Source organism: Streptomyces sp. NPDC059256 (assembly GCF_042753785.1).
Taxonomy (GTDB): Bacteria; Actinomycetota; Actinomycetes; order Streptomycetales; family Streptomycetaceae; genus Streptomyces.
In genome coordinates, this window is record NZ_JBHYZO010000001.1 from 258,069 (window position 1) to 277,157 (window position 19,089).

The following is a 19,089-nucleotide window of genomic DNA, read 5'->3' on the forward strand; positions in this document are numbered from 1 at the left end:
CACGAGCGTGAGCTTCAGCTGAGACCTGCCGTACGGGCCCGTTCCACGGCGGGTCCGATCGCCCGGGCGACCGCGTCCACATCGGCCCGGGTGGAGGTGTGCCCGAGGCTGAAGCGCAGGGTGCCCCGGGCGAGGTCCGGATCGGTGCCCGTGGCGAGCAGCACATGGCTCGGCTGTGCCACACCCGCCGTACACGCCGACCCCGTCGAACACTCGATGCCCTGGGCGTCGAGCAGGAGCAGCAGGGAGTCGCCCTCGCAGCCGGGGAACGTGAAGTGGGCGTTGGCCGGGAGCCGGTCGTCCGGATCGCCGCCGAGGATCGCGTCCGGGACCGCCGTCCGTACGGCGTGCACCAGATCGTCGCGCAGGGCGCCGACCTCACGGGCGAACTCCTTGTGGCGTTCGGCGGCGAGCCGGCCCGCGACGGCGAAGGAGGCGATCGCCGGGGCGTCCAGCGTCCCGGACCGCACATGGCGCTCCTGCCCGCCGCCGTGGAGCACGGGGACCGGCGTGTACTCCCGGCCGAGCAACAGCGCACCGATGCCGTAGGGGCCGCCGATCTTGTGTGCGGAGACCGTCATCGCGGCGAGGCCCGAGGCGGCGAAGTCGACCTCGGTCTGCCCGAACGCCTGGACGGCGTCGGAGTGCAGGGGGACGCCGAACTCGGCGGCCACGGCCGCGAGCTCCTTGATCGGCATGATGGTGCCGATCTCGTTGTTCGCCCACATCACGGTGGCGAGGGCGACGGATTCGGGGTCGCGTCCGATGGCTTCGCGCAGGGCATCGGGGTGCACCCGCCCGTAGGCGTCGACGGGGAGGTACTCGACGCTCGCCCCCTCGTGCTCACCGAGCCACTCGACCGCGTCCAGCACCGCGTGGTGTTCGACCGGGCTGGCGAGGACTCTGGTCCGGGCGGGGTCGGCGTCCCGGCGCTGCCAGTACAGGCCCTTGACCGCGAGATTGTCCGCTTCCGTACCGCCCGAGGTGAACACCACCTCACTGGGTCGGGCGCCGAGTGCCTCGGCGAGCGTCTCCCGGGCCTCTTCGACCGTACGGCGGGCACGGCGGCCCGCTCCGTGCAGTGCAGAGGCATTGCCGGTGACGGTGAGCTGCGCGGTCATCGCGTCGATGGCCTCCGGCAGCATCGGAGTCGTCGCAGCGTGATCGAGGTATGCCATGGTGGCCACGATTCTACGAGGCCGGGGTGGAGCCCTGATGCGGCGCATACGTGTTCAAGCCGCACGGGACTCGCCGGACGCGGGCGATGACCCCGGTGACCGGCCCGCGAAGTGGTGGACGACCCTCGCGCCGGAGCGTCCCTCCCGGCGCGTGCCGAACCGGAATCCGGCGTCCGGGGCGACCGGATTCCGGCGCATGCCCACTGGATGTCGGTGTCCGGGCGAGGGACGACCCGAGGCGGTGGGATCTGGGGATCTGTGGGTCTGGGGATCTGTGGCTCTGGTGGGTCTGGTGGGTCTGAGCTCAGCGGGAGGTCTTGGCCAGCTGCCGTGACTGGGCGACGAGGCGGTCCTGGCTGTCCCAGACCTCCGCGTCCTCCTCCAGGAAGCCGCCGGCGAGGTTGCGCGTGGTGATCGCCACCCGCAGCGGGCCGGGTGCCGGGCGGGCCCGGACGTGGGTGGTGAGTTCCACCGTGGGCGTCCATCCCTTGAGCCCGAGTTCGAAGGCGGTGGGCGGCAGGGCGTCCACGGTCAGCAGCAGCGACAGCGGGTCGGCGTCACGACCGTCCGCGAGCGCGAACCAACCGCGCATCTCCCCCTTGCCCGAGGGTGCGCCGACGGCCCAGCCCACGGTTGCCGGGTCGAGCCGGATGTCGAGGCGCTCCAGGATCTCCGAGCTGCCGGAGATGGCCGGCACCGGCCCGTCGGATGCGCCCAGACAGTGTTCGTAGGCGGGCATGGCCGGCGCGGTGGCGGACGTCCGCACCTCGTCGGAGAGTCCGTCCAGGTCGCCGTAGGTCGCCAGCACCCTGATGCGTTCGACCTCGGTGCCGTCCTCGTCCCGCTGGATCAGGGACGCCTGGCCGGTGGAGAGCGTCCGGCCGGTCCGCAGGGTCTCGGTGCGGATGGTGGCGGGACCGGGTCGGGAAGCGCTCAGATAGTGGGCCGAGACGCTGAAGGGGTCGGGGTGGTCCAGCGCGTCGCCCAGTGCCCGGCCGAGCAGGGCCAGCAGATAGCCGCCGTTGATGGCGCGGATGATCGTCCAGCCGGGCGAGAGGAAGGCGTCGTAGACGCCGGGGGCGCGAAGGGTGACGGCGGTGTCCCGGTCGAACTCGCTGTCGCCGATGGATGCCTGTACTGCCTGTGCCATGACGGCACCGTACAACAATGAACTACTAAGCGGTAGCTTTCCCTTGGGTCCTGAGCGGGATCTCACGGCACTTGACCGCGGGGCCCGCGGCGGGTGCGACGCCCGGGCTCAGACCTCCTCCGCCGCGGACGAGCGCCGGTTCCAGGCCCGCGGGGCACGCCAGTGGAAGCGCAGGGCCAGCAGCCGCAGCGAGAAGGCCGTCACCACGGCGAGCACGGTCGTGAGCGTGTTCAGCACCTCCCAGCGAATGCAGAGCACCACCATCGTGGCCCCGACGATGGCCGGAACGGCATAGAGGTCACGGTCCCAGCGCAGCAGGGACGGGACCTCGTTGGCCAGCACATCCCGGAGCACTCCGCCGCCCACGGCCGTGGCGAGCCCGAGCACCGCGGACGAGGTCAGCCCCAGACCGTACTCGTACGCCTTGATCGTGCCGGTGACGCAGAACAGTCCCAGGCCCGCCGCGTCGAAGACGTTGACCCCCAGTTGGATGCTCTCGACCTCGGGGTGGAGGAAGAACACCAACGCCGTCGCGACCAGCGGCATCAGGAAGTAACCGAGGTCGGTGAAGGCGGCCGGAGGCACCGCCCCGATCATCAGGTCGCGAAACAGCCCTCCGCCCAGCGCGGTCACCTCGGCGAGCACGGCGATGCCGAAGACGTCGAAGTTCTTGCGTACCGCGAGGAGTGCGCCGGAGATCGCGAAGACGAAGATTCCGGCGAGGTCGAGCGCATGCTGGACGGAAGGGGAGAAGAGTTCATGGAGCACCGGACGATTGTGCCGGTCTACTCCGCGGCGGCGCCTCCCGACGGCTTCCGGGTACTCCCGCGTGGAGCGCGCCCGGGATCCGATGGCTGCTCACGCTCGGACGGAACGTCGGTCTGCGTCCCGGCGGAATCGGAGCCGGCAGGCGCGAGCGAGACCACGTCGACCGCCTTCCGCGCCGACTCCAGCACCTCTTCGTCCGGCACCCGGTCCGGCGCGTTCTCCGGATGGTGGCACGCCACCGACTGCCCCGGTCGAAGCGCCACCAACGGCGGCTCGGTCCGGACGCACACATCGGTCGCCTTCCAGCACCGGGTGTGAAAGCGGCAACCCTGCGGTGGCGAGATGGGAGACGGTACGTCCCCCTTGAGCAGGATGCGTTCGCTCTTGGTCCCCCGGCGCCTGGGGTCGGGCACGGGAACCGCCGACAGCAGCGCCTTGGTGTACGGGTGCAGGGGCGTCTCGTAGAGCGAGGTGCGGTCCGCCAGCTCCACGATCTTTCCGAGGTACATGACCGCGATCCGGTCGGACACATGGCGGATCACCGAGAGGTCATGGGCGATGATCACATAGGTGAGCCCCAGCTCGTCCTGGAGGTCGTCGAGCAGATTGACCACCTGCGCCTGGATGGAGACATCGAGCGCGGAGACCGGTTCGTCCGCCACCACCAGCTTGGGCTTGAGCGCCAGTGCCCGTGCGATGCCGATGCGCTGGCGCTGACCGCCGGAGAACTCGTGCGGATAGCGGTTGTAGTGCTCCGGGTTGAGACCCACGAGCTCCAGCAGCCGCTGCACCTCCTTCTTGATCCCGCCGTCCGGGGTGATGCCCTGGAGTTTGAAGGGCGCGGAGACGATCGTGCCGATCGTGTGCCGGGGATTGAGCGAGGAGTACGGATCCTGGAAGATCATCTGCACATCGCGCCGCAGGGGGCGCATCGCTCCCACTCCCAGGTGGGTAATGTCGTGCCCCTGGAAGGTGATCCTTCCGGCGGTCGGTTCCAGCAGACGGGTGATCAGCCGGCCCATGGTCGACTTGCCACAGCCCGACTCCCCCACCACTCCCAGGGTCTCTCCCGGCCGTACGTCGAAGGTCAGTCCGTCGACCGCCTGCACGGCCGCGGTCTGCCGCCTGAGCAGCCCCTCCCGAATGGGGAAGTGCTTGACCAGCCCGTCCACGCTCAACAGCGCATCGGAAGCGCTCTGCTGCTGGGGAATCTTCACGTCGTCGCTCACAGCCGGGGCGCAATCTCTTCGGTCCAGATCCGGGTCCGCTGTTCCTGCGGCAGATGACAGGCGGAGAAGTGCCCGTCGGACACCTGCTGGAGTTCGGGGCGTACGGTGCGCGTCACCTGGTCCTTCGGCAGGTCCGCGTAGGGGCACCGCGGATGGAAGGCACAGCCTTGCGGAAGGTTGATCAGGCTGGGCGGGGACCCCTTCACGGGTACGAGCCGCTCGGCGTGGTCACGGTCGATGCGTGGCATGGAACCCAGCAGCCCCCAGGTATAGGGGTGTTGGGGCTCGTAGAAGACCTGTTCCGCAGGTCCGCGCTCCACACAGCGCCCGCCGTACATGACCAGGATGTCGTCCGCGAGTTCCGCGACCACCCCCAGATCGTGGGTGATGACGATGACCGCGGAACCGAACTCCCGCTGGAGGTCGCGGATCAGATCGAGGATCTGGGCCTGCACGGTCACGTCGAGCGCGGTCGTCGGCTCATCGGCGATCAGCAGTTCGGGGTTGTTGACCAGCGCCATCGCGATCATCGCGCGCTGGCGCATCCCCCCGGAGAACTCGTGCGGATAGCTGTCCACCCGCTGATCGGGCTGGGGGATGCCGACCCGGTCGAGGAGTTCGATCGCGCGCTTGCGGGCGGTCTTCTTGTCGGTGTCGTGGTGCACCCGGTACGCCTCCACGATCTGGCGACCGATCGTGAAGTAGGGGTGCAGCGCGGACAGCGGGTCCTGGAAGATCATCGCCATGTCCCGGCCGCGGAGCCTGCGGACCTCGTCCGGGTCGGCGCCGAGCAGTTCCTTGCCGTCCAACCAGACCTCGCCGGAGATCTGCGCCTTGCGACGGCCGTACTGACCGGCGGTGTGCAGGCCCATGATGCCGAGCGAGGTCACGGACTTCCCGGAGCCGGACTCACCGACGATGCCGAGCGTCTTGCCCTTCTCCAGCCGGAAGCTGAGGCCGTCGACGGACTTCACCAGCCCGTCGTCCGTGGGGAAGTGCACGCGCAGATCGCGCACTTCGAGGAAGGCCGTCGGTGCGGGCGAGCCCGCCGCCGCGACCTCGCCGGGGGCCTTGCCGAAAGAGGCGGGCCCTGTGGTGCGGGCGCTGTTCATCCGATCCTCACTCGTGGGTCGACGATGGCGTACAACAGGTCCACCACGAGGTTCGCGACACAGATGAACAGGGCCGCGAAGAGGGTGACGCCGAGGATCAGCGGAAGGTCCTTGCCCTCGATGGAGTCGATGGCGAGACGCCCTAGCCCGGGCAGGCTGTAGGTGGACTCGGTGAGCACCGCCCCGCCCAGCAGTGCCCCGAGGTCCAGCCCCAGGAGCGTGAGCACGGGAGTCCACGTGGAGCGCATCGCGTGCCGACCGATGACGACCCGCTCGGTCAGGCCCTTGGCGCGGGCGGTGCGGATGTAGTCCTCGCCCAGGATCTCCAGCATGGTGGCGCGGGTCAGCCTCGCGTACATGGCCGCGTACAGCAGGGCGAGGGTGATCCACGGCAGGATCAGGGTCTGGAACCACTGGGCCGGATCCTCTTCGACCGGAGCGTACTCACCGCTGATCCAGTCGAGTTGGTAGCTGAAGATCGCGAGCGAGATCAGTCCGGTGAAGTAGATCGGCAGGGAGACACCGGCCAGGGCGACGGTCATGGCCGCCCGGTCCCACAGGGTGCCGCGGCGCAGCGCCGAGACGACGCCCGCCGCCACTCCTCCGACCACCCACAGGACACAGGCCCCGGCGGCGAGCGACAGAGTGACCGGGATGGCCTCGGTCAACTGCGGCCAGACCTCCTGCTCGGTGCGGAAGGAGTATCCGAAGCAGGGCGCCGGGCACTTGGTGACGTCCGAGCCGTTGGTGTACTCGCGCCCGGCGACCAGGCCCTGGAGGAAGTTCCAGAACTGTACGAGCACCGGATCGGACAGCCCGAGCTTCTGTCGGATGCCCTCGATGGCGGCGGGGTCCGTCTGCTTCCCGGCGAAGAGGTACGCCGGATCGGAACCCGCCCACTTCGGGAGTACGAAGAAGATGACGAAGGTCGTCAGGGTGACGACCATCAGCATCATGGCGACGGCGAACAAGCGCCGGATGACGTAAGCAAGCACTGTGCGCGGCCCGGCGACGACCCGGGGCGCCGGAGCAGGCTCCGGTCCTCCAGATCGCCACCCGAGGCCATCACCTGCCCTTCGGGCTTGGCGGGTTGGGCGATGGTGGGGTGTGACGCTCTCGCGGGGTTGCCGGTGCGGACGGGAGGAGTTGGACGGCCCGTCCGCACCGATGGGCCGGCGGCTGCCGGCGATTGACCCCTCGTACGGATCGCACGGGCTCACTGACGCCCCGGATCCGCACGAGGGATGCGGGCTGCTACTTGACGACGCCCAGCGAGACGTAGTCGTAGCGACCGTTGTACGCGGCCGACGAGTAGGCGTTCGTCAGTCGCGAGCTGCGCCAGGTGAAGTTCTTCTCGTAGATGAAGGGCATCTGGACGGCGAGGTCCGCCACCGCGTGGTTCATCTGCTGGTAGATGGTGGCCGCCTTGCCGGGGTCGGTCTCCTTCAGCGCGTCGTCGAAGAACTTGTTGATCTTCGGGTCATTGGTCTCGGAGACGTTGTAGTTGCCGTTCGGGGCGATGAACCGGCCGTCGACCAACGGCTGGGAGAAGCCCTGCCCGGTCGGGAAGTCCGGGCCCCAGCCCGTCATGACCAGACCCAGTCCGCGCTGCTTCACCACGGCGGGCGAGCCGGTGATGCTGGAGGACTCGGCGCCGTCGATGGACTCCACCTCGGTCTTGATGCCGACGGCGCGGAGGGACTGCTGGAGCGCCTCGGCGGTCTGCACCTCGCCCGGGTTGTTGCTGCGGGCGCTGATGGTGGTGGAGAAGCCGTTCGGCTTGCCGCACGCCTTCAGCGCCGCCTTGGCCTTGGCCGTGTCGGGCTTGCCCTTGCGGGCCAGGATGCCGTACGGGTCGTAGTCGTCCGAGCCCTTGATGGACTTCGGCAGCATGTTGGTGGCGATCTCGCCGCCCGCGTCAGGGCCACCGCGCACCGTCTGCATCGACTGGTAGTCGGCGGCGTAGATGACGGCCTTGCGGCACTCGACGTTGTTGAAGGGGGCCACCTTGGTGGCGATGTCGACGTAGCGGATGAAGCTGGTCTCGATGTTGTCGAGGTTGGCCTTGTGCTTGGTGAGCGCCTTGGTGCGGCCCGCCTGGCCCATGCCGGTGGCGTTCAGGTCGAGGTCGTACTCGCCCTTGATCAGCAGCTCGTCGATCGCCTCGATGTTGGAGTTGATCGTGACCGTGATCTTGTCGGGAAGTGCGGCCCTGATCTGGTCGGAGGCACGCTGCCACTTGTCGTTGCGGACGAGCACCGCCCCCTTCTTGGGGGTGTACGACTCGAACTTGTACGGGCCCGAGGAGAACGGCTTCAACTGGTACTTGCCCGCCGTGTCCTTCTCCTTCTTCACCGGGGAGCCGGACGGCATGGCGAGCATCTGCTCGAAGTCACCGTTGGGTGCGGCCAGGTTGAAGACGATCGTCTTGTCGTCCGGCGTCTGGATCGCCTTCAGCCCCAGCTTGTCCGGGGTGGTGTCCTTGTAGGGACCCTTGTACTCGCCCTTGGGGTCGAGCACCTGCCGCAGATAGCTGGGCCCGCCGGTGATGACGTCGGTCGCCCAGGTGCGCTGGATGCCGTACTTGATGTCCTTGGAGGTGATCGGCGTACCGTCCTCCCAGGCGATGCCCTCGCGCAGCCGGTACGTGTACGTCTTGCCGTCGTTGGAGATCTCGCCCTTGGCCTGGGCCAGGTCCGGCACCAGTTCGGCGCTCGCCTGGCCGGGCTTGGGCGCGTAGGAGATCAACTGACGAGCGTAGAACCGGGAGAAGTCCCAGGCCATTCCGTAGTACTGGCGCTGTGGATCGGTGGAGTCGAAGTCCTGCTTGCCGATGAACTTCAGCGTGCCGCCCTGCTTGGTGGACGGATTGGCGATGCCCTTGGCACCGGCGTTGTAGCCGGCCGCCTTGCCGTCGCCCTCACCGTCCTTGGAGCCGCCTCCGCCGCAGGCCGCGGTGGCCGTGAGGGCGGCCACCACCAGCGCCGCTCCGGCGATGCGCTGGGTCCGCGACGAACGTAGGGGTGTCATAGTCCTGCAACCTCCGAGGTAGCGCGGCCCCCGCCGTCTGCCGGGGAACCGTGGGGAGCCGCCTGACCGCTGTGGCAGGGGCAGTTCAGTTGTCCGCTCAGTTGTCCGCGGCCCGGGCCGGGCCGAAGGCTGCGGGGTGCGGGGGGGTGCGTCCTTCGACGCCTCCCCGCGCGGGGAGCCGGGGCCGAGGGTGCCGGACCCGTGGGGCGTGGGGTCAGCGGGATCCCTTGGGGTCGAGCGCGTCCCGTACGCCGTCCCCGAAGAGGTTGAAGGCGAGCACGGTGATGAAGATCGCCATCCCGGGGACGATCATGAACGTCGGATTGGACTCGTAGGTGTCCACCGCCTTGGAGAGCATCTGCCCCCAGGACGCGGTCGGCGGGCGCACACCGGCGCCGAGGTAGCTCAGCGCGGCCTCGGTGAGGATGTTGGTCGGGATCATCAGCGTCGTGTAGACGGTGATCGGAGCCACCAGGTTCGGCAGCAACTCCTTGAAGAGCACATAGCGCCGGCCGGCGCCCAGGCTGCGGGCGGCCTCGACGTACTCCTTCTCCCGCAGCGAGAGCGTCTGGCCGCGGACGATGCGACCGATGTAGGGCCATCCGAAGAAGCCGATGACCGCGACCAGGATCGCGATGCGGACGGTGCTTCCGGTCATCCCGAGCAGGTTGTTGGGAAGCACCGAGACCAGACAGATGATGAACAGGAGCTGCGGGAATGCGAGCAGCATGTCCATCACCCGGCTGATGAGCGAGTCCGCCCAGCCTCCGAAGTACCCCGCGACGATGCCCAGCACGGTACCGAGGAGCACGGCGACCACGGCGGAGAGGAACGCCACGAGCAGGGAGATCCGGGCGCCGTAGACGACGCGGCTGAAGACGTCGCGACCGTTGTTGGGTTCGACTCCCAGCAGGTGTTCGGAGCTGATGCCGCCGAACGCGCCGTGCGGGGTGCCGAACAGCGGGTTGATCTTGTCCTGGTGGAACTCGTTCGGCGGATGCCCGAACAGGCTCACGATCAGCGGTGCGAAGACCGCGGTGAGCACCAGGAGGATGACAACGATGCCGCCTGCCAGGGCGAGCCGATCGCGCTTCAGACGGGTCCAGGCGATCTGACCCAGGGACCGGCCCTGGACCCGGGGAGCGGCGACAGCCGTGACATCGGCGGGCGGGGTTTCCTCCGCTTGCGCACTGGTGCCGTGCAGTGGTGCCGTCATCGTGGTGGGGACCCCTCTCGACCGGCGCTGACCGGCCCGTACCCGCCGCGCTAGCGGCTTCGTTCACAACATCTGGTGCGTGGTGGAGCCGGGGTACGGAAAGTGCGGATGCGGCGCTCCGTACGCGAGGGCGAATTTGCCCTTGGAGCGGGAGTCTTCAATGGTCGCGCGATCAGCCGCCAGCCCTCCCGGGGAATGTTTGCTCAAACGTGATGCGCTGGCGTAACCCGTTATCCGGACGTCGGCACCGACTGAGCGGTCCATCAAATCCCATGATTACGCACATAGTTGGTAGAGATCCCGCCATGTGGACGGAGTGGAGTCATTGGGATGGAGCGGAAGGGAACACCCGAGAGAGCGCTTTCAGGGCAGGTTCGAACAGCACACTAGGAAGAGAGAGATTGGCTTTGATTCCCCTTATGCCGAGAAAATCACGCCATCAGGGCAGGAAAGGTTTGCGGAAGCGACGATCTGTGAAGGTGTCATGGACCTGCGGTTAAGCTCCCGCGAAGGTCACATACATCGACCAGTCCCGGCCACCTGGCACACGGCGTTGCGGTCGTGGCTCATCGGGATTGGCTGGATGTATGGGGTGGCGAGAAGCGCATCACGAGCTCCCCTGACACCGAGACCGTCGGACGTCAGACAGCCCGGGACAGCCCGCGGAAAGAGATCAGGCCAATGCGCTGCCGAGAGGCATGGACCGGCCAACACGCTTCATTCGGGGAGAAGTCCAGGACGGAATCCGGGACAAAAACGGCGCCCTGCGCACGCTCGTACGGGTTCCGGCAGACGGCTCAGCGAGCCTGCGGCGGATAGCCGTAACCGACGGGCGCCGGCCCCGCGCCATGGGCGTCGCGGTCGTAGAAGGGCCGGGCATTGGCCCGCAGCCACATCGTCACCGGGTTGTACTCGTCGGACATGGCGACCGTCGACACCGGTAGGCCGTCGGGCACCGCCGCGATCGACTGCTGCATCATCGCCCGCACCGCGTCCACCGACTGCCTGCTGGTGTCGTACAGATCGAGACCGATGGCGAGGTAGGGAGCGCCCAGCGCGGGTTGCACCCACACCCGGCGCAACGAGCGGATGGGCGCCGTCCGGTGGGCGTTCTGGGAGAGCAGGGCGTAGAAGTGCGGAATCTCGACCGCGGGGTCGGAGAGCCGCAACGGGCCTGCGGGCATCCGGTCGAGACCGGTGGCGATCCGCCGAAGGTCCGGCCAGGGGATGCCGACGCCCCCGCCGGGGGCATGGGGGTTGAGCCAGATTCCCGCGCGCCCCGGGTAGAGGGCGCGGGCGATGTCGATCCCGCCGACGACCTCGTGGGAGCGGTTCCATCCGGAGGCGGCCAGTTCCTGGGCCGAGGTGACGCAGGGGGCGTAGCCGACGCCGTCGATCTCCATGGAGCCGTACTGCGCGTCGTGGGAGCCGGGGGTGCCCTGCCAGAGCAACATCCAGACCCGCCCCTGTCCGGGGTCGGCCAGTGCCTTCAGCAGTCCCTCATACGCATCGAAGCGTCCGGGGATCACCTGGCGCAGCATGTGCTCGACGTGTCCGGCCGCCGCGGTGCCTGACGCGCTCACCCTGGTCCCCGCCCCTCATCTTCGACTGACGATCCGGCACGGCCTCCGCATCGGCGGGAGGCGGGGCCAGACGTCCAGCTTAATCTGCCCCGCCGACACTGACTTGACCGCGGCGGCTAGTAGTCGTCCCGTCGGTAGAACGGACGCACCTTGGTCAGCATCCAGTCGACGACGGGGTCCTGCGTCGCGTCCAGGAGTACGAGGTTGACCGGCCAGCCGACCTGGACCCGGCCCAGCGCCCGACCCAGCGCGTCCAGCGGGGCGCTGTCGGTGGCTTCGAGCACTCCCGGGACCGCGAGTTGGACACCGATGAACAGCGAGGGCGGGTCGCCCTCGACGGAGGCGAGCGCCCGTCGTGCGGAGAGGACGTCGCCCAGCGCTTGGAACTCGGCGGCTGCCGCGGCCAGGAAGTCGACCGGATCCTCCTGCCAGTCCGGTTCGAACAGTCGCACCCGGCCGCCCGCGGCCGGCCCGTCGAGGTGAGTTCGGCCGGTGCGGCAGAGTTCGGCGACGGCGGGCGGCGGGAAGGGCGCGCCCACCGTGCCCCCGGGGTTGACGGCGATGCCCAGCTGGGGGGCGAGCCCGCGGGCGAAGTCCCGGGCGGGGGCGACGGTGAAGGACATATGGCTGCCGACGCAGTTGAGGAACTGCTCCTCGGAGCTGAAGACGGGCACGAACGCTGCGCCGTCCAACTCCATCGTGGGGAGGTCGAGGTCGCGGCTGTCCGGTGAGCCGCCGTTCGGAAGGGGGACCCACAGGGAACTACGGCCGAGCACCTCGACCAGCCTGGCGCCCGCGCCGGGGGTGTCCAGGGAGGCGGCGAGTGCCTCTTCCAACTCGTTCGCCGGCCAGCCGCTGGCGTAGGAGTGCGGGTGTACGTGCTCTGGAATGCTCATCTGGCGGCTCTCTCCCCGGCTCGGCCGGTCATCCCACGGCTTGCCCTCAGACCCTAATGCCGAGCGGGCGGTGCGCTGTCCCCGTCAGGGAAGAAGCCGGACAGGAAGCGAGGAAGGCGACCGGTCTCACACCGGCTCCGGCGCTGGGGTCGAACGCGCCCGGTCCCAGCCGTGGTCCACGGAACGACGCCACAGCCGCCTGGACCTGGCGACCGAACGACGCCACAGCCGCCTGGCCCTGGCCACCGAACGCGGTCGCCCCGCAGCCGCGCTCGACGCCCCCGGGAACGTGAGTGACGCAGGTGACGCGGGAGACGTGCATGCCGCGGGGGAGACACCGCCTAGCCGGCCGCCTCCGTCGCGGTGAACCGCACGCTGGCCAGGCCCGCAGCCGCCGAACGGTCGAGCAGGACCGCCGAGGTGCAACCGCTCGGGAGCTTCCCGGACTCGGCGTCGGCGATCAACCGGGAGGTGGCGCGCCGATGCCGGGCGAACGCATAGCCGGAGACTCCCCGGCCACGCTCCATCTGCCCCTGCCGGGCCACCTGCGGGGGCACGTCGAGCAGGACCAGATGGAGGTTGCTGCCGCGCCGGCGCGCCTCCCTGGCCAACCAGCGCCGCACCCACGCCTGTGTACCGCAGTCGTGCACCACCACGCTCTCCCCCGAGCGCAGGGCGCGCCTGAGCCCCGCGTAGTGCGAGTAGCGGACGAAGGGGCGGTAGACCGCGTAGGGCAGGAAGCGCGGCATCCGCAGCGCCCAACGGTCCCGGGCGTCCTGCGAATCGATGCGGCTGCCGCTGGCCGCCCGACGGATCAGGGTCGACTTTCCGCTGCCGGGAAGTCCGGAGACGACGACCACGTCCCCCGCGGCGAAAAGCAGGCTACGGGGACTGCGCCCGGCGCGGTCCCGCAGATCTCGCAGCACCGGCGCGGTCGCCCCCAGGCGTGGTCGGGCGGACGCCTGTGGTCGAGGGGGCACCTGTGGTCGGACGGGCACCCCCGCCGTAGTGGCGTAGGCACTGGAGTGCTGCAACGTCATTACACCCTCCCCCATGTCAGTCACCACACACTTGCCCATGAAGCGTAAAGAAATGGTAATGGGAGGCAAGTTATTTGCCGCTGAGCCGCGCCCCAAGACACGGTCGGGGATCGGACGATGGCCGAAGAAGGCGCCTCGACCACGGAAGATCCACGAGCTCCCCGCCCCCCACCGGGCCGAGATGCGTGTAATGATGTGCCCGCCAACTCCATACCGGCCGTTCGAATCCACGCGGGAGAGTCCCGGGCACCATGTGCCGGGCGCCGAAGGAGCAAGTTCCTCCCTTGAATCTCTCAGGCCCCGTACCGCGTGTGATGAGGCAGATCTGAAAAGCGGGCCGCTCCGGCGGCTCCACCCAAGGTGCAAGTCATGACCACCTGAGTGCGTGGTCGTGACGAACCTCTCAGGTTCCGATGACAGATGGGGAGGACCGTCCTCATCGGCCATGCCCTGGGAGCCCCGTCCATGAGCAATACCCCCCGTCGTACCGCCCTCGATGCACTGCATCGTTCGCTGGGCGCGACCATGACCGACTTCGCGGGCTGGGACATGCCCCTGCGGTACGCGAGCGAGCGGGACGAGCACAACGCCGTCCGCACCCGCGCCGGTCTCTTCGACCTCTCGCACATGGGCGAGATCACGATCACGGGCCCCGGGGCCGCCGATCTGCTCGACCACGCGCTGGTGGGGAACATCGGCTCGGTCGCCGTCGGCCGCGCCCGCTACACCATGATCTGCCGCGAGGACGGCGGCATCCTGGACGACCTGATCGTCTACCGGCTCGGGGAGACCGAGTACCTGGTGGTCGCCAACGCCGGGAACGCCCAGGTCGTCCTGGACGCGATCACCGAGCGGGCCGCCGGCTTCGACGCTTCCGTACGGGACGACCGGGACGCGTACGCGCTGCTCGCCATCCAAGGACCTGAGTCCGCGGGCATCCTGAAGTCGGTCACGGACGCCGACCTCGACGGTCTGAAGTACTACGCGGGCCTGCCCGGTACGGTCGCCGGACATCCCGCCCTGATCGCACGCACCGGCTACACGGGCGAGGACGGTTTCGAGCTGTTCGTGGCGCCCGAGCACGCCGAGGACCTGTGGCGGGCGCTGACCGAGGCCGGGGAAGCCGCGGGCCTGGTGCCGTGCGGACTCTCCTGCCGCGACACCCTGCGCCTGGAGGCGGGGATGCCGCTGTACGGGCATGAGCTGACGGATGCGCTCACCCCCTTCGACGCCGGTCTCGGTCGGGTGGTGAAGTTCGAGAAGACCTCCAACGAGGGGCGCTTCATCGGCCGTGAGGCCCTGGCCGCAGCCGCCGAACGCGCCGAGAGCGCCCCGCCGCGCAAGCTCGTCGGTCTGATCGCCGAGGGCCGCCGGGTCCCGCGCGCCGGCATGCCCGTGGTCGCGGACGGCCACGTGATCGGCGAGGTGACCTCCGGAGCCCCCTCCCCCACCCTGGGCAAGCCCATCGCCATGGCGTACGTCGACGCGGCCCATGCCGCTGCCGGCACCAAGGGCGTGGGCGTCGACATCCGCGGTACGCACGAGCCGTACGAGGTCGTCGCGCTGCCCTTCTACAAGCGCCAGAAGTGAGCGACGGAAGTAGCGTCGACAACACCCCCCGGGAGCCACTCGGCACCCGGCACGTCCGCCGCCGTCTCGGCAGGTGGCCATCCGTTCACCAGCACGTTCCGCGTACAGGAGAATCCTCGTCATGAGCAACCCCCAGCAGCTGCGCTACAGCAAGGAACACGAGTGGCTGTCGGCCGCCGAGGACGGCGTGTCGACGATCGGCATCACCGAGTTCGCGGCCAATGCGCTCGGCGACGTCGTCTTCGCCCAGCTCCCGGAGGTGGGCTCCACGGTCACCGCCGGCGAGACCTGCGGCGAACTGGAGTCGACCAAGTCGGTCAGCGATCTGTACTCCCCGGTCACGGGTGAGGTCACGGAGATCAACCAGAACGTCGTGGACGATCCTTCGCTGGTGAACACCGCCCCCTTCGAGGGCGGCTGGCTCTTCAAGGTGCGCGTCAGCGGGGAGCAGGACGAACTGCTCTCGGCCGACGAGTACGCCGCCTTCTCCAGCAGCTGATGGGGCTCCGGCCGACCCGAGCGGTCGGCCGGCTCGCGCAAGTCACCGACCACGACCCCGACAGGGACTTCGAGATGTCGCTTCTCAACACCCCTCTCCACGAGCTGGACCCGGACGTCGCCGCAGCCGTCGACGCCGAGCTCCACCGCCAGCAGTCGACCCTGGAAATGATCGCCTCGGAGAACTTCGCTCCGGTCGCGGTGATGGAGGCCCAGGGCTCGGTCCTCACCAACAAGTACGCCGAGGGCTACCCCGGTCGCCGTTACTACGGCGGCTGTGAGCACGTCGACGTCGTCGAGCAGATCGCGATCGACCGCATCAAGGAGCTCTTCGGCGCCGAGCACGCCAATGTGCAGCCCCACTCGGGCGCCCAGGCGAATGCGGCGGCGATGTTCGCGCTGCTCAAGCCCGGCGACACCATCATGGGTCTGAACCTCGCCCACGGCGGGCACCTGACCCACGGAATGAAGATCAACTTCTCCGGCAAGCTCTACAACGTGGTCGCGTACCACGTGGACGCCACCGGCCGGGTCGACATGGCCGAGGTCGAGAAGCTCGCCAAGGAGTCCCAGCCGAAGCTGATCGTCGCCGGCTGGTCCGCGTACCCGCGCCAGCTGGACTTCGCCGCCTTCCGCCGCATCGCGGACGAGGTCGGGGCGTATCTGATGGTCGACATGGCGCACTTCGCCGGTCTGGTCGCGGCCGGTCTGCACCCGAACCCGGTGCCGCACGCCCATGTCGTGACCACCACCACGCACAAGACCCTCGGCGGTCCCCGCGGTGGTGTGATCCTCTCCACCGCCGACCTGGCCAAGAAGATCAACTCCGCGGTCTTCCCCGGTCAGCAGGGCGGCCCGCTGGAGCACGTGATCGCCGCCAAGGCGGTCTCGTTCAAGGTGGCGGCCTCCGAGGAGTTCAAGGAGCGTCAGCAGCGCACCCTGGACGGTGCCCGCATCCTCGCCGAGCGGCTGGTCCAGGACGACGTCACCGAGCACGGTGTCTCCGTGCTGTCCGGCGGCACCGACGTCCATCTGGTCCTGGTCGACCTGCGCAACTCCGAGCTGGACGGCCAGCAGGCCGAGGACCGCCTCCACGAGGTCGGGATCACGGTCAACCGCAACGCCATCCCGAACGACCCCCGGCCGCCGATGGTGACCTCGGGTCTGCGGATCGGCACCCCGGCGCTGGCCACCCGCGGCTTCCAGACGGACGACTTCCGCGAGGTGGCGGACATCATCGCCGCCGCGCTCAAGCCGACCTACGACACCGAGTCCCTGCGGGCCCGGGTGTCCGAGCTCGCCGCGAAGCACCCGCTGTACCCCGGGCTGTAAACAGCCCTGCCCGGAGTTCCGGGGGCACCACGCACACTGGACGGTGAGCGCGGTGCCCCCATCCGTTCCACCGCGTGATCTGCACCACCCCGGCAGACAACGGCGTCTACCAGTCGCACTAGGAGTCCAACGTGGCCATCTCGGTCTTCGACCTGTTCTCGATCGGCATCGGCCCCTCCAGCTCCCATACGGTCGGCCCGATGCGCGCGGCCCGCATGTTCGCGAGGCGACTGAAGAACGAAGGACTCCTCGACCGGACGACGGCCGTGCGCGCCGAGCTCTACGGCTCGCTGGGAGCAACCGGACACGGCCACGGCACCCCCAAGGCCGTACTCCTCGGACTGACCGGCAGCTCACCGCGCACGGTCGACGTGGAGAACGCCGACGAACAGGTGGAGAAGATCAAGGCCGCCGGCCGGCTCGACCTCCTCGGCACCCACGAGATCCCCTTCGACTTCGACCGCGACCTGATACTCCACCGGCGCAAGACCCTGCCGTACCACGCGAACGGAATGACGGTCTTCGCGTACGACGCCGAGGGCGCGACCGTACTGGAGAAGACGTACTACTCGGTCGGCGGCGGATTCGTCGTCGACGAGGACGCCGTGGGCGAAGACCGGATCGTCCTCGACGACACCGTACTGAAGTACCCCTTCCGTACCGGCGACGAGTTGCTGCGGCTCACCCAGGAGACGGGCCTCTCCATCTCCGCGCTGATGCTGGAGAACGAGAAGGCGTGGCGCACCGAGGAGGAGATCCGCGAAGGACTGCTGGAGATCTGGCGCGTCATGCAGGCGTGCGTCTCCCGTGGCATGTCCCGCGAAGGCATCCTGCCCGGTGGACTGCGCGTCCGCCGTCGCGCGGCGAACTCGGCCCGGCAGCTGCGGGCCGAGGGCGAGCCGCTCGCCCGGGCGATGGAGTGGATCACCCTCTACGCGATGGCCGTGAACGAGGAGAACGCCGCAGGCGGCCGAGTGGTCACCGCCCCCACGAACGGCGCGGCGGGCATCATCCCCGCTGTGCTGCACTACTACATGAACTTCGTCCCCGGCGCGGACGAAGAGGGCGTGGTCCGCTTTATGCTCTCGGCCGGCGCGATCGGCATGCTGTTCAAGGAGAACGCCTCCATCTCCGGCGCCGAGGTCGGCTGCCAGGGCGAGGTCGGCTCGGCGTGCTCCATGGCGGCGGGAGCCCTGGCGGAAGTGCTGGGCGGCACCCCGGAGCAGGTGGAGAACGCGGCGGAGATCGGCATGGAGCACAACCTCGGCCTGACCTGCGACCCGGTCGGCGGTCTGGTGCAGATCCCCTGCATCGAACGGAACGGCATGGCCGCGGTGAAGGCGGTCACGGCGGCCCGGATGGCGATGCGCGGTGACGGCAGCCACAAGGTCTCCCTGGACAAGGTCATCAAGACCATGAAGGAGACGGGCGCGGACATGTCGGTGAAGTACAAGGAGACGGCGCGGGGCGGGCTCGCGGTGAACATCATCGAGTGCTGACGGCATAGGCGCTGACCAGTGCTTTTATATCTTTCGGCGCTGTCGGGGTCTTCCCTGTTTGCATGGCAGAAAGTCCCTGGATCGGCACCGGGGCAGACGTGAGAGTCCCTGAAATGCCCCTGGGAAATCTTCGCGGATCGGCTTCTGACCTGGGATTCATCGCATCTGACCGACGTCAGCCCCTCCCTCTGGCATCGTTCGAACAGTTCTGCAGGCGATATCTGCGCCGGGGACGGACGACGATCGCCACGAAGTAACAAGAGTTTTGTAAAAGTAGATTCATGGTTACCCCCTCCGCGCCCGGCGAAGGCCCCGTCCGGTCTCCGTCTCCCTCCACGAAGGCACGATCGCCGCCCTCAAGGCACGTACCGGCAGGCGAGGCATGTCCGCCTACGTCGAAGCTCTCATCCAGCGTCAGCTTGAGCGGGACCTGCTGCGCGAACTCATCGAGGACGCCGAAGCCGAACACGGCCCGGTGGACCTGGCGGCGGTCGAGTCCAAGCGGGCGATCCTCCGCGGGGATGCGGACGGCTCGGCGGGCATGGCATGAGCGGGACGCTCGTCCCGGACTGCGAGGGGTCGGCCGAACTCGTACGACGTTCCCCTTGAAGTCACCGGGCTAGCTGCGGCCGAGGAAATCCGCCTGGTCACCAGCTCCGTCACGCTGGTCGGAGCGTGCGACTCCAAGGTCAACTGGGCCCGCTTCGAACCACCGTCGTCGTGGTCGAGTCCTCGTCGTTCTCCGGGTGGGGGTCCACATCGTCGCCGTCGACCGTTGCCGTGTGGGCGATGGTGGTCGTCGCGTTCCCGGCCGCCCTGCCGGTGAGGACGATGTCGAAGTCGGCACCATCGGCGAGCTGTCCGCCCGTACACGTCAACGTCGTACCGATGATCGCGCAACCCGCCGTCGTCGTGGCCGCATCAGCCAACCCCACCGGAATCGGATCCACCAACGACCAACCCGTCGC

Annotated in this window: 16 protein-coding genes, 1 pseudogene and 1 riboswitch; of the genes and pseudogenes, 5 read left to right on the forward strand and 12 right to left on the reverse strand. The window is 68.8% G+C overall.

Translation table 11 applies throughout. The features are described from left to right. Positions 1-14 precede the first annotated feature (14 nt). From ACFXJL_RS01115 to ACFXJL_RS01165, 11 genes are all read right to left on the reverse strand, one after another. Positions 15-1,178, reverse strand: a complete 1,164-nt coding sequence (locus tag ACFXJL_RS01115; RefSeq protein WP_358880466.1) for a cysteine desulfurase family protein — start codon at positions 1,176-1,178, stop codon at positions 15-17. A gap of 304 nt (positions 1,179-1,482) precedes the next feature. After that, positions 1,483-2,328: a thioesterase family protein gene (locus ACFXJL_RS01120; RefSeq protein WP_384688212.1), complete on the reverse strand. Its 846-nt coding sequence runs from the start codon at positions 2,326-2,328 to the stop codon at positions 1,483-1,485. A gap of 108 nt (positions 2,329-2,436) precedes the next feature. Then, entirely contained in the window at positions 2,437-3,096 is a 660-nt protein-coding gene (locus ACFXJL_RS01125) for a trimeric intracellular cation channel family protein (protein WP_329023556.1), read from the reverse strand. 17 nt (positions 3,097-3,113) lie between these two features. Next, complete coding sequence (locus ACFXJL_RS01130) at positions 3,114-4,325, reverse strand: ABC transporter ATP-binding protein (RefSeq protein WP_384688216.1); 1,212 nt, start codon at positions 4,323-4,325, stop codon at positions 3,114-3,116. Next, positions 4,322-5,437 (reverse strand): ABC transporter ATP-binding protein, encoded by a 1,116-nt coding sequence (locus tag ACFXJL_RS01135; RefSeq protein WP_329023553.1) that lies wholly within the window; start codon positions 5,435-5,437, stop codon positions 4,322-4,324. The genes ACFXJL_RS01130 and ACFXJL_RS01135 overlap by 4 nt, the downstream gene beginning before the upstream one ends. After that, a complete protein-coding gene (locus ACFXJL_RS01140) occupies positions 5,434-6,432 on the reverse strand; it encodes an ABC transporter permease (protein WP_329023550.1) in 999 nt (332 codons plus the stop codon). The genes ACFXJL_RS01135 and ACFXJL_RS01140 overlap by 4 nt, the downstream gene beginning before the upstream one ends. A gap of 259 nt (positions 6,433-6,691) precedes the next feature. Then, entirely contained in the window at positions 6,692-8,467 is a 1,776-nt protein-coding gene (locus ACFXJL_RS01145; RefSeq protein ID WP_358880469.1) for an ABC transporter substrate-binding protein, read from the reverse strand. 214 nt (positions 8,468-8,681) lie between these two features. Next, complete coding sequence (locus tag ACFXJL_RS01150) at positions 8,682-9,683, reverse strand: ABC transporter permease (protein WP_384637988.1); 1,002 nt, start codon at positions 9,681-9,683, stop codon at positions 8,682-8,684. Positions 9,684-10,480: 797 nt separating this feature from the next. Then, the gene (locus tag ACFXJL_RS01155; protein WP_384688220.1) at positions 10,481-11,266 is read right to left on the reverse strand and encodes an enhanced serine sensitivity protein SseB C-terminal domain-containing protein; all 786 of its coding nucleotides are present in this window, start codon (positions 11,264-11,266) and stop codon (positions 10,481-10,483) included. A gap of 116 nt (positions 11,267-11,382) precedes the next feature. Next, positions 11,383-12,162, reverse strand: coding sequence for an enhanced serine sensitivity protein SseB (locus tag ACFXJL_RS01160; RefSeq protein ID WP_358880472.1), 780 nt, complete (start codon positions 12,160-12,162; stop codon positions 11,383-11,385). A 341-nt stretch (positions 12,163-12,503) separates the two neighbouring features. Beyond that, positions 12,504-13,202 carry an AAA family ATPase gene (locus tag ACFXJL_RS01165; protein WP_384688223.1) on the reverse strand — a complete coding sequence of 233 codons (699 nt, stop codon included), beginning with the start codon at positions 13,200-13,202 and terminating at the stop codon, positions 12,504-12,506. A gap of 222 nt (positions 13,203-13,424) precedes the next feature. Next, positions 13,425-13,520, forward strand: a riboswitch (glycine riboswitch). Positions 13,521-13,667: 147 nt separating this feature from the next. On the opposite strand from ACFXJL_RS01165, the gene gcvT reads away from it, so the two are divergent. From gcvT to ACFXJL_RS01190, 5 genes are all read left to right on the forward strand, one after another. After that, the gene (gcvT, locus tag ACFXJL_RS01170; protein WP_358880474.1) at positions 13,668-14,792 is read left to right on the forward strand and encodes a glycine cleavage system aminomethyltransferase GcvT; all 1,125 of its coding nucleotides are present in this window, start codon (positions 13,668-13,670) and stop codon (positions 14,790-14,792) included. A gap of 121 nt (positions 14,793-14,913) precedes the next feature. Further along, a complete protein-coding gene (gene gcvH, locus ACFXJL_RS01175; protein ID WP_358880475.1) occupies positions 14,914-15,291 on the forward strand; it encodes a glycine cleavage system protein GcvH in 378 nt (125 codons plus the stop codon). 74 nt (positions 15,292-15,365) lie between these two features. After that, the gene (gene glyA, locus ACFXJL_RS01180; protein WP_358880476.1) at positions 15,366-16,622 is read left to right on the forward strand and encodes a serine hydroxymethyltransferase; all 1,257 of its coding nucleotides are present in this window, start codon (positions 15,366-15,368) and stop codon (positions 16,620-16,622) included. Between the two features lie 131 nt (positions 16,623-16,753). Continuing rightward, positions 16,754-18,121 carry an L-serine ammonia-lyase gene (locus ACFXJL_RS01185; RefSeq protein WP_358880477.1) on the forward strand — a complete coding sequence of 456 codons (1,368 nt, stop codon included), beginning with the start codon at positions 16,754-16,756 and terminating at the stop codon, positions 18,119-18,121. 382 nt (positions 18,122-18,503) lie between these two features. After that, positions 18,504-18,671 (forward strand): hypothetical protein, encoded by a 168-nt coding sequence (locus ACFXJL_RS01190; protein WP_384688228.1) that lies wholly within the window; start codon positions 18,504-18,506, stop codon positions 18,669-18,671. A gap of 139 nt (positions 18,672-18,810) precedes the next feature. On the opposite strand, the pseudogene ACFXJL_RS01195 reads toward ACFXJL_RS01190, so the two are convergent. Then, positions 18,811-19,089, reverse strand: a pseudogene (locus tag ACFXJL_RS01195) (hypothetical protein); the annotation flags it as partial.

Excerpts from the sequence above, each read along its gene's own strand:
- gcvH (WP_358880475.1), top strand. The coding sequence starts at position 14,914 with ATGAGCAACCCCCAGCAGCTGCGCTACAGCAAGGAACACGAGTGGCTG.
- ACFXJL_RS01165 (WP_384688223.1), bottom strand. The coding sequence starts at position 13,202 with ATGACGTTGCAGCACTCCAGTGCCTACGCCACTACGGCGGGGGTGCCC.
- ACFXJL_RS01160 (WP_358880472.1), bottom strand. The coding sequence starts at position 12,162 with ATGAGCATTCCAGAGCACGTACACCCGCACTCCTACGCCAGCGGCTGG.
- gcvT (WP_358880474.1), top strand. The coding sequence starts at position 13,668 with ATGAGCAATACCCCCCGTCGTACCGCCCTCGATGCACTGCATCGTTCG.
- glyA (WP_358880476.1), top strand. The coding sequence starts at position 15,366 with ATGTCGCTTCTCAACACCCCTCTCCACGAGCTGGACCCGGACGTCGCC.
- ACFXJL_RS01135 (WP_329023553.1), bottom strand. The coding sequence starts at position 5,437 with ATGAACAGCGCCCGCACCACAGGGCCCGCCTCTTTCGGCAAGGCCCCC.
- ACFXJL_RS01190 (WP_384688228.1), top strand. The coding sequence starts at position 18,504 with ATGTCCGCCTACGTCGAAGCTCTCATCCAGCGTCAGCTTGAGCGGGAC.
- ACFXJL_RS01145 (WP_358880469.1), bottom strand. The coding sequence starts at position 8,467 with ATGACACCCCTACGTTCGTCGCGGACCCAGCGCATCGCCGGAGCGGCG.
- ACFXJL_RS01115 (WP_358880466.1), bottom strand. The coding sequence starts at position 1,178 with ATGGCATACCTCGATCACGCTGCGACGACTCCGATGCTGCCGGAGGCC.
- ACFXJL_RS01150 (WP_384637988.1), bottom strand. The coding sequence starts at position 9,683 with ATGACGGCACCACTGCACGGCACCAGTGCGCAAGCGGAGGAAACCCCG.
- ACFXJL_RS01120 (WP_384688212.1), bottom strand. The coding sequence starts at position 2,328 with ATGGCACAGGCAGTACAGGCATCCATCGGCGACAGCGAGTTCGACCGG.